The sequence below is a fragment of the Rossellomorea sp. NS-SX7 genome, assembly GCF_052828565.1.
Genome location: NZ_CM128249.1, coordinates 130203 through 145205 on the forward strand (window position 1 = coordinate 130203; position 15003 = coordinate 145205).

General features: G+C 44.4%; 14 protein-coding genes and 1 riboswitch. Of the genes, 12 read left to right on the forward strand and 2 right to left on the reverse strand.

Going from position 1 to position 15003, the window contains the following annotated elements; all coding sequences use genetic code 11:
• The first annotated feature begins 29 nt into the window (after positions 1-29).
• The 3 genes from ACUXV2_RS00605 to ACUXV2_RS00615 all read left to right on the forward strand — a co-directional run bounded on the left by ACUXV2_RS00605 (position 30) and on the right by ACUXV2_RS00615 (position 3056).
• Positions 30-818 carry an ABC transporter ATP-binding protein gene (locus ACUXV2_RS00605; RefSeq protein WP_446245136.1) on the forward strand — a complete coding sequence of 263 codons (789 nt, stop codon included), beginning with the start codon at positions 30-32 and terminating at the stop codon, positions 816-818.
• A gap of 3 nt (positions 819-821) precedes the next feature.
• The gene (locus ACUXV2_RS00610; RefSeq protein ID WP_446245137.1) at positions 822-2447 is read left to right on the forward strand and encodes a hypothetical protein; all 1626 of its coding nucleotides are present in this window, start codon (positions 822-824) and stop codon (positions 2445-2447) included.
• A gap of 66 nt (positions 2448-2513) precedes the next feature.
• Positions 2514-3056 (forward strand): histidine phosphatase family protein, encoded by a 543-nt coding sequence (locus ACUXV2_RS00615; protein WP_446245138.1) that lies wholly within the window; start codon positions 2514-2516, stop codon positions 3054-3056.
• A gap of 41 nt (positions 3057-3097) precedes the next feature.
• Here ACUXV2_RS00615 and ACUXV2_RS00620 read toward each other — a convergent pair whose 3' ends face one another.
• A complete protein-coding gene (locus ACUXV2_RS00620; protein ID WP_446245139.1) occupies positions 3098-3421 on the reverse strand; it encodes a general stress protein in 324 nt (107 codons plus the stop codon).
• 140 nt (positions 3422-3561) lie between these two features.
• Here ACUXV2_RS00620 and ACUXV2_RS00625 point away from each other — a divergent pair, with 140 nt between their 5' ends.
• The 8 genes from ACUXV2_RS00625 to ACUXV2_RS00660 all read left to right on the forward strand — a co-directional run bounded on the left by ACUXV2_RS00625 (position 3562) and on the right by ACUXV2_RS00660 (position 13238).
• The gene (locus ACUXV2_RS00625) at positions 3562-3888 is read left to right on the forward strand and encodes a thioredoxin family protein (protein ID WP_446245140.1); all 327 of its coding nucleotides are present in this window, start codon (positions 3562-3564) and stop codon (positions 3886-3888) included.
• A 334-nt stretch (positions 3889-4222) separates the two neighbouring features.
• Positions 4223-4522: a hypothetical protein gene (locus tag ACUXV2_RS00630; RefSeq protein WP_446245141.1), complete on the forward strand. Its 300-nt coding sequence runs from the start codon at positions 4223-4225 to the stop codon at positions 4520-4522.
• A gap of 86 nt (positions 4523-4608) precedes the next feature.
• A riboswitch (TPP riboswitch) is annotated at positions 4609-4713 on the forward strand.
• 71 nt (positions 4714-4784) lie between these two features.
• The gene (thiT, locus tag ACUXV2_RS00635) at positions 4785-5381 is read left to right on the forward strand and encodes an energy-coupled thiamine transporter ThiT (RefSeq protein ID WP_446245142.1); all 597 of its coding nucleotides are present in this window, start codon (positions 4785-4787) and stop codon (positions 5379-5381) included.
• A gap of 438 nt (positions 5382-5819) precedes the next feature.
• A complete protein-coding gene (locus ACUXV2_RS00640) occupies positions 5820-6581 on the forward strand; it encodes a threonine/serine exporter family protein (RefSeq protein ID WP_446245143.1) in 762 nt (253 codons plus the stop codon).
• 131 nt (positions 6582-6712) lie between these two features.
• Positions 6713-7168, forward strand: coding sequence for a threonine/serine exporter family protein (locus ACUXV2_RS00645; RefSeq protein WP_446245144.1), 456 nt, complete (start codon positions 6713-6715; stop codon positions 7166-7168).
• 139 nt (positions 7169-7307) lie between these two features.
• Positions 7308-9473 carry a beta-propeller domain-containing protein gene (locus ACUXV2_RS00650; RefSeq protein ID WP_446245145.1) on the forward strand — a complete coding sequence of 722 codons (2166 nt, stop codon included), beginning with the start codon at positions 7308-7310 and terminating at the stop codon, positions 9471-9473.
• Positions 9474-9781: 308 nt separating this feature from the next.
• Positions 9782-11464 carry an ABC transporter ATP-binding protein gene (locus ACUXV2_RS00655; protein WP_446246973.1) on the forward strand — a complete coding sequence of 561 codons (1683 nt, stop codon included), beginning with the start codon at positions 9782-9784 and terminating at the stop codon, positions 11462-11464.
• Complete coding sequence (locus ACUXV2_RS00660; RefSeq protein WP_446245146.1) at positions 11457-13238, forward strand: ABC transporter ATP-binding protein; 1782 nt, start codon at positions 11457-11459, stop codon at positions 13236-13238. The genes ACUXV2_RS00655 and ACUXV2_RS00660 overlap by 8 nt, the downstream gene beginning before the upstream one ends.
• Positions 13239-13676: 438 nt before the next feature.
• Here the strand turns inward: ACUXV2_RS00660 and ACUXV2_RS00665 are convergent, their stop codons facing one another.
• Entirely contained in the window at positions 13677-14099 is a 423-nt protein-coding gene (locus ACUXV2_RS00665; protein WP_446245147.1) for a pyridoxamine 5'-phosphate oxidase family protein, read from the reverse strand.
• Between the two features lie 176 nt (positions 14100-14275).
• On the opposite strand from ACUXV2_RS00665, the gene ACUXV2_RS00670 reads away from it, so the two are divergent.
• Complete coding sequence (locus ACUXV2_RS00670) at positions 14276-14941, forward strand: uracil-DNA glycosylase (RefSeq protein ID WP_446246974.1); 666 nt, start codon at positions 14276-14278, stop codon at positions 14939-14941.
• Positions 14942-15003 lie beyond the last annotated feature (62 nt).

Genomic DNA, 15003 nt, shown 5'->3' on the forward strand with positions numbered 1-15003 from the left:
ACTAACTATACAGAAAAGAGGGGGACATCATGGAGGAGAATAATCAGCCGATTTTATCGATTAAAGACCTTAATAAGAGCTACGGGGCAAAAAATGTTTTGAGAGGAATCAATTTAGATATTTATAAGGGTCAAATCATTGGATACATAGGGCCGAACGGAGCGGGTAAGAGTACGACCGTGAAGATCATCCTTGGCCTTGAAGAAGGGTACTCCGGTCAGGTGCAGCTATTTGGAAAGGATATATCGACCCAATCGGCTGCGTATAAAAAGAGAATTGGTTATGTGCCTGAAATGGCCGACCTTTATGATAACTTAACGGCAGAAGAGTATTTGACGTTCATTGGTGAACTGTATGGGTCCGGCACGGAAGCGGCGGGGACAAAGGCGGAGAAATTGATGGATCTCTTCGGATTGACGGAAGTCTATCATTCTCGCATTGCATCTTATTCCAAGGGGATGAAACAGAAGATCCTGATCATATCGAGTCTTCTTCATAATCCTGATATCCTCTTTTTTGATGAGCCGATCAACGGGCTCGATGCAAATTCGGTCATGGTCTTTAAGGAGCTTCTCGCTCAATTGGCCGCTCAGGGAAAAACGATCTTCTATTCATCCCACATCATGGATGTCGTAGAAAAGATCAGCAGCAGAATCGTTCTTTTGCATAATGGAATGATAGTGGCGGATGGCAGTTTCGAAGAATTGAAGAATACGAACAGTGAAGGGACGCTGGAAGAAATCTTCAACCAATTGACAGGTTTCAATGAGCATAAGGAAACGGCACAGAAAATCGTGTCGGTTGTTGAAGGGGTGTAGGGGATGAAGGAATTTCGCACACTGCTTTTCCTGGATTGGTTCCGGGTCATTTTTGAAAAAATGGGGTTCGATTACCGGATTCTTCGGAGAATCCTGCAAGTGAAATTCACAATGGATCAGCGCAGGGTCCCTACCGTATTTCAGCAGCAGGGCAAGAAAGCGAAAGAATCAAAAGATGAAAATCGTTTTATAAAGTCGCTTTGGATCTATGCGCTCTTTGGCTTGTTTATCATCCCGTTTGTTTTAACGGGGGAAGAGTATATTTTTCAGGTGAGCATCACGTTTGCTGTCATCATGTTCATCATCATGACTTCGATGATTTCCGATTTTTCGGTCGTCATCCTGGATTTAAGAGATAACTCGATCCTTTTCACAAAACCGGTGGAGAAAAAGACCATCAGTCTGGCGAGAACCATTCACGTTTGTGTGTACCTGTTTTTCCTGACAGGGGCACTTACAGCGATTCCGCTTGCAGTGGCACTGATCAACCAGGGATTCTGGTTCTTCCTGTTGTTTCTGACCGGGATTGTCCTGACAGATATCATCATTGTCGTATTCACGGCCTTACTCTATTACCTGATCTTAAAATACTTTGATGGTGAAAAATTAAAGGACATCATCAACTATGTTCAAATCGGTCTGTCAATTGGCTTGGCAGTGGGATATCAGGTCGTTGCCAGGTCCTTCGAGTTTGTTGATCTTCAGGTAGTTTTCACACCGCAGTGGTGGCAGGTGTTCTTTCCGCCTATGTGGTTCGGCGCCTTATTTGAATGGGTCTTGAACGGGGAAGGCGGGAGACTCATCGTCCTGATGTCATGGCTAGCGATTCTCATGCCATTCATCGCGTTAGCTGTCTATGTCAAAATCCTTCCTTCCTTTGAACGGAACCTTCAAAAGCTCAATTCACATGCGGGAAAGAAAAGGAAGGCATCGGGCAGATTGGGGAAGCGCATTACGAACCTAATCTGCTATAGCAGGGAAGAACGTGCCTTTTATCAGTTTGCTCAGTATATGATGAAGAATGAACGGGACTTTAAGTTGAAAGTGTACCCTGGACTCGGTTTTGCCATCATTCTGCCGTTCATCTTTATCTTCAATCAATTGATGGTCACTTCCTTTGAAGAATTGCCTTCAAGCATGGTGTACCTATCCATATATGCAAGTCTGATCGTCATCCCGACAGTCGTCATGCAGCTTGGCTATTCCGGGAAGTATAAGGGAGCATGGATTTATAGAGTGGCACCATTAGAAAGTCATGTCCCGATTTATAAAGGGACGCTGAAAGCGTTCCTTGCGAAGCTGTTCCTGCCGCTTTATGCAGTCTTAGGTGCATGCTTTCTGTTCCTCTTTGGGATGAAAATGCTGCCGGAACTGATGGTTGTGCTTGTCAGTGCGTTTATCTACACCGTCATCTGTTTTAAATTATTGAATGACGGCCTACCTTTTTCCGAAAGCTTTGACGGGGTGAAGCAAAGCGATGGCTGGAAGGTCCTGCCGTTTTATATCATCATCGGTGCATTTATCGGTTTGCACTTCTTATCACTGAAGGTCAATTATGGGGTTTATGGCTACCTGGTCATGCTGATCATCGTGAACCTTATTGTTTGGAGAGTTTCATTCAGGGATTAAATCCAATAAACCAAATTCTTCTAATCAAAGCTATAATTGAAAAATAACGATCTAAAGGAGTCAATTATGAAAATTGGACTGGTCCGTCATTTTAAAGTGAAGAGGGGATATCCGAATTCAATCGTGTCATCAGAGGAATTAATGCAATGGGTGGAAGAATACGAGGCTTCTGATGTGGAGGAGAATGAGGTGGATCTTAGCGGGGGCGAGTGGAAATCCTGTTATTCCAGTGATATAAGCAGAGCTCAAGTGACGGCTCGAAAGGTGTTTGATGGGAACATCATCTTCCAGGAAGAGTTAAGGGAGATACCTTTATCGCCGCTCTTTCCATCCCGTATGAAGCTTCCGTTGTTCATTCATTTAATGGCCATCCGTTTGGCGTGGTGGTTCAATCATCCATCCCAGTCAGTAAGCAAAAGGGATGTGCTCAACAAGATTGAAAGAATCGTAGACAGGGTCATCTCAGAGAATCAGGACGTGCTGATTGTCGGGCATGGCGGGGTGATGATGTTTATGAGGAAGGAATTGATCAGGCGCGGGTTTTCGGGTCCTTCTTTCAAGAGGCCTGAAAATGGGAAGGTGTACATTTTTGAAGCAGAAAAAGGATGATCCCGTGTATCATCCTTTCCTCAGTCTTCTGTAATGAAATGTCAGTTCTGTACCAATAATAAAATCTTTCCTTCATCAAGTTTTTCCTCGTACTGATCGGCTTCCTCTTTTGAAAAGCCCATTTCCTGTAACTGATTGCGGAGTTCGTCTCCTTTGCTGAGGATCATGTTTCCTACAGCCGTACCGACCCCTGTTTCCTTCATGCCGATTTCATTGGCATCGGCATTGTCGGCTACGCGCTCTGTACGATCATCATCATGTGATAACACATACAGATTCTTTTTGTCTATGCCTTGAGAAGATAACTTTTCCACTTCTGAAATTAATTCCTTATCATTATAGAATTCTCTGACAGTCGGTTTCATGTGAATCTCCTCCAATATCGTTTTCTAATACAGTCGTTCTTTTCCCGTTATATGAAAAATTAAACATAAAGGATTCTTGGAGGGAGAAACGGGAATACATAACATTATAAGCACTTGCAGAATAGGAAAGGGGATTGAAAGTGAAAGAACACCATACTCTGGAAGCTATTAAACATACGATTGAAGAAGAAAGAATGGTTCTCTTATATATCTCAAGGCCAAATTGTTCGGTGTGCCATGCTTTACTGCCCCAAGTAGAGGAAGTCTTGAAAAAGTATCCCGGCGTTTCGGCCGTTCACGCGGATGCCGATGAAATACCTGCAATCGCGGGAGAGTACTCGATTTTTACGGTACCCGTAATCATCGTCTTTGTAGAAGGGAAAGAAATGATGAGGAAAGCACGATTCGTCCCGATCGATGAATTGAACAGCGGATTGTCAAGACTGGTTACGATGCTTGAGGATTAAACAAACGTTTGATTAAGAACTCTGAAGGCTTATGGTGAAAGGGTTTTTAGAGTTAAACGATTGTTTAAAAGGCTGCAGGATAACATCGATTTGGGACGAAAGCTGTCATCTTGGCAGCTCTTTTTGGCGGGCAGAAAATAATAGGGAAGAGAGTGTTGGCATATATACCACGATCATGGCGGCTGATGGAGTGCAGGATTTATACCTGATTAGTAAAAATATTTGAAAAAACTCTTTTAAAAAAAAGCTCTTTTGTCATGTCCTAGTGAATAGGTATATAATAGAGATAATATACGGAATATTCTGATTGATATCCGGGAAAGGAGAGGAATTGATGCTGAGGCTGTCCAGAGCAAGTAAAGTAATCATTTCGATCGCCGCCATTATACTATTTATTGCCGCCAATCAGATTACGACTGTTCAACACCTTACTGCACGCGCTGCCACAAAGCTGTATGTAGGCTGGAAGTACAACCATCTGGATCTCAAATACGAGGACGTGGAGTTTTCTCCGCAATTCGGGGATTACTCTGTTGCTTACAAAGATAAAGAAGGCAGAGTCTATGGTTTCATGGTTGCCCCCAAGTCAATGCCGGTCATCATCCTGCACGACCCGCTTAATGAAAGTCCCTGATCCGTCACCTTCAATTTCATGCCCGCAATTCTTTTACTATCTTACATTTTCGTGTATAATATGTTCTGAAATGATAATTTAATAAACGTGACCACAAGGGGAGCGATAAGCTGAGATTGAACGGCACTGCCTGTTCTGACCCTTTGAACCTGTTAGTTAGTACTAGCGTAGGAATGTGGAAGATAGATAGGATCACTATGTCTATTTGAATTTGCTGACTCTCCCTTATGGTTTCGTTTACAAAAAAAGGGGAGATTTTTTTATGAAATCTTTACGTTTAGTAGTATTGATTGAAGCTGCATTGATGGCCGCTTTTGCGATTATCCTTGATTTGCTTCCGTCGATCGATCTGTCACCGAGTATCTCGATTTCGTTCTCGATGGTGCCGATTTTCATTTTGGCGTTCCGCAGAGGATTTAAAGCAAGCCTATTGGCCGGATTTGTGTGGGGAGTGCTGCAAGTAGCGCTCGGCAATGCATGGATCGTCACGCCAGTACAAATGATCATCGAGTACTTTATTGCATTTACCTTCATTGGATTTGCAGGTCTCTTTGTTCAACGCATCCAGCAATCATTGCGTTCCGAGAATAAAACCAAACTGTATATATGGATTGTCGTGGCAACGGTTGCCGGAAGTTTTGCCCGTTATTTCTGGCATTTCATCGCGGGCTTCATCTTCTTCAAAGAGTATGCTCCGGAAGGCATGTCGCCGGTTCTATTCTCACTTTTTGCAAACGGGGTAACGATGCTCGGTTCCGCATTATTATGTTCGGTCGTTCTGGTTCCTTTAATTGCGACTGCCCCACGGTTAGTCAGGCAGGGTGTTTCAGTAGGGAATGACCAGCGGAAAGCTTCATGATTATATAAAATAAGCCGATTCCTCCGGGAGTCGGTTTTTTTGTGGGGAAAAATGGATGTGAATTCAGTTGATGCAGATTGTCATTGTAAAAGAGGGACGATGGGAATGCGATATTTGTGGGAATTTGAAGAATGGCAGATATACTGAGAATTTGGCAGATAAAATAAATAAACGGCAGATAAAAATAAAAAATGGACGATAAATCGAAATATCGGCAGATAAATCAAAAAAATGGCAGATAAAATTAAGGTCGGGGCGATTAACTATCCAGGCCCACCTACACCAACGCTCTTATCCACCCCCCGCATAGGTCAAACAATCGCTCATATCCCCTCAACCATCCACAAATCAAAATTAATTCCCACTCCTCATTGCTTACAGGCACGTTTTTCCTATAAACTAGACCTATTCAAAAAACGATAGTACGGAGAGGTTCAAATGGAAGCTAAAATGATACGAAGGTATGACATAATGGAAGTTTGCCTATTGGCCGGTAAGATCATGCTCCAGAGCGGGGCAGAGACGTATCGGGTGGAGGATACGATGATGAGGATAGCGGCTTCCTATGGCATTAAAGAATCGCACAGCTATGTGACGCCGACAGGGATCATCTTTTCCATCGAAACAGATGAACCGACGAAGACCAAGTTGATCCGCATCAATGAGCGGTCGACGGATCTTGAGAAGGTCACACTGGTGAACGGCATTTCAAGGAAAATCAGCCAGGGCCAATATAGCCTGGAGGAGGCATACAGTGAGCTTGAAAAGCTCGAGGAAGCGGATCACTCTTATCCCTTTTTGATTCAAGTGCTTGCTGCGTCGATAGCGAGCGGATGTTTTCTCATTATGTTCCTGGGCATCTGGGAGGATTTCATACCCGCCTTTATTACAGGCGGAATCGGGTATATGAGTGTGGTTTATTTACATCGCCTCGTTCCGATCAAATTCTTTGCTGAGTTCCTTGCGTCTTTCATCATCGGAATCCTGTCGTTCGGCTTTGTGTATTTCGGAGCCGGGCAGGAGCTGGATAAAATCATCATTGGTTCTGTCATGCCGCTCGTCCCTGGACTGCTCATTACAAACGCTGTCCGCGACCTGATGGCGGGTCACCTGGTTTCGGGATTGTCAAAAGGAGCGGAAGCATTTTTGACTGCTTTTGCAATCGGGACCGGCATCGCGGTTGTATTTACCCTGATTTAAAGCTGTTTACCAATAGATTTTACTTTAATGACAATAAGGGCGCACACGTGCTCTTTTCGAACTGGACCTTAATCCGGCAGCCAACGGGATATACTTATGCAAAATTATAAATGTAAAGGAGTGAATAGGGAGTGTTGATCATTGAACATTTAATTACCAGCTTCATCGCTGCGGCTGCATTCGGCATCATTTTTAATGCTCCGAAAGGGTCCCTATTCAAATGCGGGATTGTCGGGATGCTGGGGTGGATCATCTATATGATCATGTTTTTAAATGAAACGGATGCCGTGCTCGCCACTTTACTGGCATCTTTTGTCGTAGCGGTCATCAGCCAGATTTTTGCCAAAATGTACAAAACGCCGGTCATCATCTTCAGTGTAGCGGGGATCATTCCGCTCGTGCCCGGCGGCCTTGCCTACGATGCCATGAGGAACTTTGTACAGAACGACTATAACGCAGCAATCAACCTGGCAGCGAAAGCGTTCATGATCTCAGGATCCATCGCTGTCGGGCTCATCTTCTCAGAAGTCATCAATCAAATCATACGCAATGCGAGACTCAATGCGAGTGCACGCCGAATGAGATAAATGGAAAAGACAGATCCAGAAGACGGGATCTGTCTTTTTTGTGCGGGCAAGGACTCGTCTCCTTTTATGAGAAGTCTGTAACTTTCTTCCATCCCATCCGTCTAATGTGAAAATAGACCAAAAAAGGTGGGTCAAACCTATGAAAAAGCGTCTCATTATCCTTGCAGGAATTGTGTTGTGTGCTGCTTTCGGACTGTTTCTATATCTGCAGAAACCGGTAGTCATGGCAGAGGGAAGTCTGGACGGCAAGCTTATTGTGATGAATGAAAACACATGGAATCTTCAATTTTCTGAGCCGGTCAGAGAGAGTACGGTCAATAACAAGACTGTCGTTGTGAAAGATTCAGATGGTCATCCAGTGGAAGTCTCCTTCGAACTTAGCGACGATCGTAAAACACTGTTTGTTCATCCTCCTGCCGGCGGGTATCCGGAAGAACCCAGGCATTTTACGATTTCCATCAATTCCGGTGTCAAAACGAATCTGGGGTTCGCCTATGGAGGGGATACGAAGTTGACCTTTGCCGTCACAGAAGATATCCCTTCCATTGCCTCTAAGGAAGAGTTGACCCGCTATTTTCAAACCATCATAAAGAGACAGAAATTAGAGCAGAAACATGCAGAATTCAGCCTATTTGGGAACAGCGAAGCTGAATCAACAGAAGATAAAGCCGCATCAGGTGGTGCAGAAGGCTCCGGGTATTCGGAGACAAACAATCAGGTCCATGGTGTAGATGAAGGAGATATCGTCAAAACGGATGGGACCTATATGTACCAAGTGGTGAATCAGAAGCTTGTCATTTCACAAGCTGTTCCGGCCGACAAAATGAACATTGTCTCCCAAGTGACATTTGAAGAAAACGTCCAGCCCCAGCATTTATTCTTAGAAAAAGACAAGGTAGTGGTCATCGGGAACAGCTGGTCACATGAAGCGGTAGAAGCTGCTGAAAAAATCATGCCGCGCCCGATAAATGGCTCCACAGTCGCAATGATTTATGACATCTCCAATAAAGAGAAGCCTTCGCTTGTAAGAAAGGCGGCCGTAGAAGGGCATTATATGACCTCCCGAAAAATAGAAGGCACCCTTTATTTTGTATCCAATTTATATCCAGATTATTGGCTTGCTGACAAGACCCCTGATATAGACTTGAGGCCAAGGGTGATGGACAGTCTGGAAGGGGAAGAAGCCAAAGCGGTTTCGGCAGGCAGCATCAAGTTTTTTCCACAGTCGCCGCAGCCGAATTTCACCTTGATCGCAGCGCTCGACATAAATAATCCAAAAGCTGAATTTAACGTCCAGACGTATTTAGGGAGCGGAAATGGACTTTACATGTCAAAAGACAATTTATATATAGCCGTAGAGAAGATAAAAGACCCAACTAGATGGGAAGTAGCAAGTACGGAAGTGTATAAGTTTGGAGTGAAGGACTCACATATCAAGTATAAGGCCTCGGGGGAAGTGCCGGGAAGGATACTGAATCAGTTTTCCATGGATGAGCATGAAGGATATTTCCGGATCGCAACGACTGATGGCGAGGTGTGGAATGACGATAAACCTTCATCGAACGCACTCTATATCTTGGACGAAAACATGAAGAAAACGGGTGAAGTCACGAACCTTGCGAAAGGGGAAAGGATCTATTCGGTGAGATTCATGGGTGATAAAGCGTATATTGTCACTTTCAAACAAGTGGATCCCTTGTTTGTCATCGACACAGCTGATCCGGAACAGCCGAAGGTACTTGGAGAATTAAAAATCCCGGGATTCAGTACGTACCTCCATCCAATCGATGAAAACCATTTAATAGGGTTCGGGTTCGATACCAAAATCATGGATGACGGGAAATCCTTTAACGGGGAACCCCGGATCATCAGGAGTGGTATGAAGATATCATTATTTGATATTACTGATTTTCATCATCCTAAGGAAGCGGATACTGAAATCATCGGCGGGACGGGAACCCATTCTTATCTGCTGGAAGACCATAAAGCGTTATTCCATGAACCTTCACGCCATTTATATGGATTCCCAATTTCGGTTTACCATGACAAAGAGGGAAGTGAGTATGAACAGGTATTCGATTATCAAGGGGCACTTCTTTATGAGATAACCCCTGAGAAAGGGATTGAACGAAAGGCGAAGCTGGCAGAAGACGATCAGGGCCAAAAAGACATCTATGAAAACTGGGAGGATAACATTCAGCGCCTTCTCTATATAAATGATTATGTATACACTTTATCCAATAGTAAAATTGACGCGTATTCATTGGATGATTTTAAAAAGGAAAGTTCATTGCTTATTCAGTGATTCATTCTTAGTAAAGCCTTCAAATAATTGATTTGGAGGCTTTCTCTATGTGATGAACGGAATCATATGCCATAAACCCTGTAAAACGTTTCACGTGGAACCTTGCCGCCTAACCGCCACCCAACCTTTCTCCGGCAAGCATACCAACAAATCACTTAAATCATTTCACCCCAAAAAGAAGTCACTTAACTACCGCCCATCATAAAAAAGCGATATCATTATACATATATACATATGATAAAGAACGACGGCGTGAGGGGTGTGTTTCTTTGAGGGTTTTTGGTTTTTTAAAGCCTTACCGGCTGGCGATGGGGATTGCTTGGACGTTGATGCTTGTGGAGCTCACGGTAGAGCTTTTGAATCCTTTATTCATGGCGAAAATCATTGATCAGGGGATCATGAAGGGAGATTTGGATGTGGTTCTCCTTTGGGGCGGAATCATGGTGGGAATGTCCTTTCTTTCTTTTATTTCCGGTATCACGAATTCTTTTTTTGCTGCCCATACGAGCCAGGGGTTCGGTTATGACGTTCGGGAAAGTCTATATAAGAAAATCCAGTCGTTTTCGTTTGCCAGTTTTAATAAGCTGCCGGCTTCGTCACTCATCACAAGGATGACGAATGACGTGAGACAGCTGCAGAATACGATTTTCATGAGCTTGAGGATCATGTTGAGGGCTCCCTTGCTTGTGATCGGATCCACGATCATGGCGTTGATTGTGAATGTGAAGCTTGCGCTGGTGTTGATCATTGTGATCCCGATTCTGTGGATGTTTTTATTATGGGTGCTTAAGCGAGGCTGGAGTTTATTTGAAAAGGTGCAGAAACGCCTTGACCGGGTGAATGAAGTGATGAAAGAAAATCTTTCGGGCATCCGGTTGATCAAGGCCTATACAAGAGGAGAGTATGAAGAAAAACGATTTCATGGCGCCAATGAAGAACTGAAGGACAAAACGGTGAGCGCACTGAGGTTTATGGAAATCATCATGCCCCTGTTGATGCTCGTGATGAACCTGGCCGTATTGATCGTACTTTGGTCGGGGAGTATAGAGGTGACTGCCGGCGGTGCCCAAGTGGGTGAAGTCGTAGCGATCGTGACCTATGCGACGAGGATTTCGTCCGTGTTTTCCATCTTTTCATTTATCATCACAAGTTTTTCAAGAGCCCGTGCTTCGGCCGATCGTGTCGAAGAGGTGCTCAATACGGAAGTCGATTTAAAAGATGGAGCTGAAGCCGAGCCTGAAAACAAAGTCAACAGAGGGGAAATAACGTTTGACGGTGTCTCTTTTCAATACCCGGAAACAAGGGGCAGGGTTCTTCAAGATGTCTCTTTTCACGTGAAAGCAGGAGAGACAATTTCTGTTTTAGGGGCGACTGGTTCAGGGAAGTCCACTTTATTTCAGCTGATTCCGAGACTCTATGACACAACGGAAGGACAAATAAAGATAGACGGTCATTCCGTACGGTCGATCACTCTCGAGAACTTGAGAAAAGCAATCGGGTATGTTCCTCAGGAGGCGATCCTGTTTTCGGGGTCAGTGAGGGAAAACCTTTTATGGGGAAAAGAAGAAGCTTCTGAAGAGGATATGATCCAAGCGGCGAAGGATGCTCAAATCCATGACACCATTGAACATTTGAAGGATGGCTATGACACAGTGCTTGGTCAAAAGGGAGTAAACCTTTCCGGAGGCCAGAAACAGAGGCTGTCGATTGCAAGGGCACTGATCAGGAGACCGAAAATACTGCTTCTGGACGACAGCACCAGTGCACTGGATTTGAAAACGGAAGCGAAACTGCTCGATGCAATCAAGAAGTATGAATGTACGGTCATCATCATTACACAAAAAATCAGCACATCGATGGAATCGGATACCATCCTGCTGCTGGAGGATGGAGTGGTCATCGGGAACGGATCCCATGAAACCCTTCTGAATGAGTCACCTTTATATCAACGGATTTACCAATCTCAATTCGGGGAGGTGTATCATGTCTAGGCATGTCAGGAAGAAACTTGGAAAGGACGACAAGGCAAGGGATACACAAAGTACACTGAAGAGATTATGGACGTATCTTTCAAAAATGAAAGGCTTGCTCTATCTGGTCATCATGATGGTCCTCATCAGTTCTGCGGCATCGCTTCTCGGTCCATTCTTAGTAGGTATGGCGATCGATGAATACATTGTCACGAAAGAAGCCTCAGGGATCATCGGGCTTCTCGGGGGCCTGGTCGTTGTTTATATCCTACACTCGATATCCGTCTGGTATCAGAACTATTGGATGATCGGAGTTGCGCAGGACACCGTCTACCGCTTGAGGAAAGACTTGTTCCACAGGCTGCACCTTCTGTCGATCCCCTTTTTTGATAAGAGAAAGCATGGGGAGCTGATGAGCAGGGTCACCAATGATATCGATAATGTCAGTAATACCTTGAACAGTTCATTCATCCAGATCATCTCCAGTGTCCTGACGCTCGTTGGGACGGCTGCGGTCATGCTGTGGCTGAGTCCACTCCTGACTTTGATTACCCTGACGATTGTCCCGCTGATGGTGCTTGGCATGAAGTGGATCACGAAAAGGACGGGTCCGTTGTTCAAACAATATCAGCATCATATCGGCGAGTTGAATGGTTATATCGAAGAAACGATATCCGGACATAGCATCATTAAAACATTCTCGCGTGAAGAGACTGCGATAGAAGAATTCCAGGGAAAAAATAAAAAATTACGTACGGCAGCCTATTGGGCCGATACGTATTCCGGGTTCATCCCGAAATTGATGAATATGTTGAACAATCTCAGCTTTGCAGTGATAGCCGGTGTCGGCGGGATCTTTGCACTCAATGACATGGTCACCATAGGGGTGATTGTCATTTTCGCAGAATATGCCCGGCAGTTTACACGACCGCTCAATGAACTTGCCAATCAATACAATACATTGTTATCCGCCATTGCAGGGGCTGAACGTGTATTCCTAATCATTGATGAAGAGGAAGAAGCGAAGGATGAAGGGAAGGCAAAAGAAATAAAGGCATTGAACGGAAAAATTGACTTTCAGAAAGTATCCTTTTCCTACGGGAAAAGTGATTCGACTCTTCAGGATGTCTCTTTTTCAATCAGTCCCGGGGAAACAGTGGCGCTTGTCGGTCCGACCGGTGCAGGGAAGACGACGATTACGAATTTATTGTCGCGTTTTTATGAACTGGACGAAGGAAGGATTTTGATAGACGGACAGGATATCGGGACCATTACGCGTAAAAGCCTCCGGCGGCAGTTGGGATTTGTGCTTCAGGATACCTTCCTCTTTCAGGGCAGCATCCTGGAGAATATCCGTTATGGAAGGCTTACTGCAACCGACGAAGAAGTGATTGAGGCAGCCAAGTTGGCCAATGCCCATTCCTTTATCGGGAAATTGCCACAGGGTTATGAAACCGTACTTAGGCAGGATGGCAGCGGAATCAGTCAGGGACAGAAACAACTATTATCGATTGCGCGCGCCATCCTTTCCGATCCATCCATCTTGATCCTGGATGAAGCGACCTCTAGCATCGACACAATCACCGAACTGAAGATCCAAGATGCTCTGAAACATTTAATGGAGGACCGTACGTCTGTTGTGGTCGCCCACAGGCTCAATACGATCCGTCAGGCTGATCAAATACTTGTTCTGGATCAGGGGAAAATCATCGAAAAAGGCACACATGAAGAACTCCTGAAGCAGAAAGGCTTTTATCACGGGCTCTATCACAGTCAACTGAAGGAAAGTGGATAAAAAGAAGGCCCGCCCTTCACTGCTTTAACGCAGCGAGGGACGGGCCTTCGCATATAATGGACAAAGCCCCCAAAAGCGTCGGCGCTTTTGAGGGCTTTTAACTAGTGTGAGGGGCCGACCATCCTGTCAGTACTCCCTCTATAATGCCTTTTATCGGACAAGGCATGCTAGTAACTTGCAACATCACAAGTAATATATTTATTTTCCTTAAACGTATTCAGATAATAAACAGCCGCGGGCAATTCCTTGAGTCGTTTGATGAACCTAAACGACGTAAGCCCTACCTCTCTTACATCCTTACGGCTCCGAAGCCGATCCAGTGTGAATAAGTTACATATCAAAACAGAATAGAATTACAGATTATCTGCTCTAATCGTTTTAATTATGTCACAAGTTAACAATGATTAAATATATCATGAAGAATTTTATTTGTCAACTTTATAATTCAAGTGTGTGTGGCGACCCTTCGTCGTCATTCATCAGCCGGATCGTATCAGGCGTAATTTTCAGCACGATATAATCTGGATCATCTTTGCCGTCAAACCATTTCTCCATATGATCATTCCACAGTTTTTCCTTATATTCCCTGGATTCTTCGATCGATGCTTTCCCCTGGATTTCTACGAACGTATCCCCATACCCTTCACCTTCGTACCCGAGAAGGATGTGGACATTCGGATTATCAGCGATTTCTTCTGTTTTATGGGTTTCTTTGCTTGTAGGCGTAAAAAGAGTCAGATCATCATTGAAAAAGGTCATATAGCGGGAATGAGGTTTGTTCCCTTTCACTGTTGCGAGCGTCCCCACCTTGCTTTCCTCTAGAACCTTTAAAATTTGCTGCTTTAGTTCTGTCTGGGTCATCCTTGCCATCTCCTTATTCTGGTATAACCATACTATTCCTTAACAAAAGTAGAAATAAACATATGGATGTGTAAAGTTGGAGCGTGCTTGGGTATAAAGGAATTAAAAGGATGACGCCCGTCCCAGACTGCATGAACGCTTCACAGCAGCGAGGTGCGGGCCTCTCGAAAAGGATGATGAATATGCTGCCGGAAGATTTGGTTGAACGCTGCAAAAAAAGGATGGAGCCCTATCATTGCGAAGGATTCGTATATGGAAGAGGCCCCAGGAATCCAGAAATCATGATTGTGGGGGAAGCCCCGGGTGAGACTGAAATACATAATGGCATCCCGTTCAGCGGAAGGGCGGGGAAGGTATTGAATGAGTTTTTTGATTACCTCGGGGTCTCAAGAGAAGATATTTATTTTACGTCGTCAGTCAGGAGCAGACCTTACAAAATCGTTCCAAAAAAAGCCGGGCCGAATGGGGAGATCATTGAAAAGAAATACAATCGTGCGCCTAATATGAAGGAGCAGATTGCCCACGCGCCCATTATCGATTATGAAATCCGGCATATTAACCCAAAGCAGATCGTGACACTGGGAAACATAGGCCTTCAACGATTATTAGGTAAAAAATATACGATTTCAGAAATACACGGCAGGCTGATCCAATCACCCGTCAGGCAGCTGAAGGATATGGAAACGAATGAATGGACGCTGAGTGAAAAGGAATACTCCATTTTTCCGACCTTTCATCCCGCGTCCATCTTTTATAATCGATCCCTGCTTGAAAAGGTTTATGAAGATTTGGATGAGCTGAAGGAAATCTTGAAAAGAAAGAATAAAGGGCTTAAACCATAAAAACGGTTTAGCCCTTTTTCATTGGCCGCTTCAGCCGACAGGTACTTCGAATAACTAATAAG

What these genes read in the sequence shown, in the direction of transcription:
- ACUXV2_RS00605 (WP_446245136.1), top strand. Translation starts at nt 30, where the DNA reads ATGGAGGAGAATAATCAGCCGATTTTATCGATTAAAGACCTTAATAAG.
- ACUXV2_RS00610 (WP_446245137.1), top strand. Translation starts at nt 822, where the DNA reads ATGAAGGAATTTCGCACACTGCTTTTCCTGGATTGGTTCCGGGTCATT.
- ACUXV2_RS00615 (WP_446245138.1), top strand. Translation starts at nt 2,514, where the DNA reads ATGAAAATTGGACTGGTCCGTCATTTTAAAGTGAAGAGGGGATATCCG.
- ACUXV2_RS00620 (WP_446245139.1), bottom strand. Translation starts at nt 3,421, where the DNA reads ATGAAACCGACTGTCAGAGAATTCTATAATGATAAGGAATTAATTTCA.
- ACUXV2_RS00630 (WP_446245141.1), top strand. Translation starts at nt 4,223, where the DNA reads ATGCTGAGGCTGTCCAGAGCAAGTAAAGTAATCATTTCGATCGCCGCC.
- thiT (WP_446245142.1), top strand. Translation starts at nt 4,785, where the DNA reads ATGAAATCTTTACGTTTAGTAGTATTGATTGAAGCTGCATTGATGGCC.
- ACUXV2_RS00640 (WP_446245143.1), top strand. Translation starts at nt 5,820, where the DNA reads ATGGAAGCTAAAATGATACGAAGGTATGACATAATGGAAGTTTGCCTA.
- ACUXV2_RS00650 (WP_446245145.1), top strand. Translation starts at nt 7,308, where the DNA reads ATGAAAAAGCGTCTCATTATCCTTGCAGGAATTGTGTTGTGTGCTGCT.
- ACUXV2_RS00655 (WP_446246973.1), top strand. Translation starts at nt 9,782, where the DNA reads ATGGGGATTGCTTGGACGTTGATGCTTGTGGAGCTCACGGTAGAGCTT.
- ACUXV2_RS00660 (WP_446245146.1), top strand. Translation starts at nt 11,457, where the DNA reads ATGTCTAGGCATGTCAGGAAGAAACTTGGAAAGGACGACAAGGCAAGG.
- ACUXV2_RS00665 (WP_446245147.1), bottom strand. Translation starts at nt 14,099, where the DNA reads ATGACCCAGACAGAACTAAAGCAGCAAATTTTAAAGGTTCTAGAGGAA.
- ACUXV2_RS00670 (WP_446246974.1), top strand. Translation starts at nt 14,276, where the DNA reads ATGAATATGCTGCCGGAAGATTTGGTTGAACGCTGCAAAAAAAGGATG.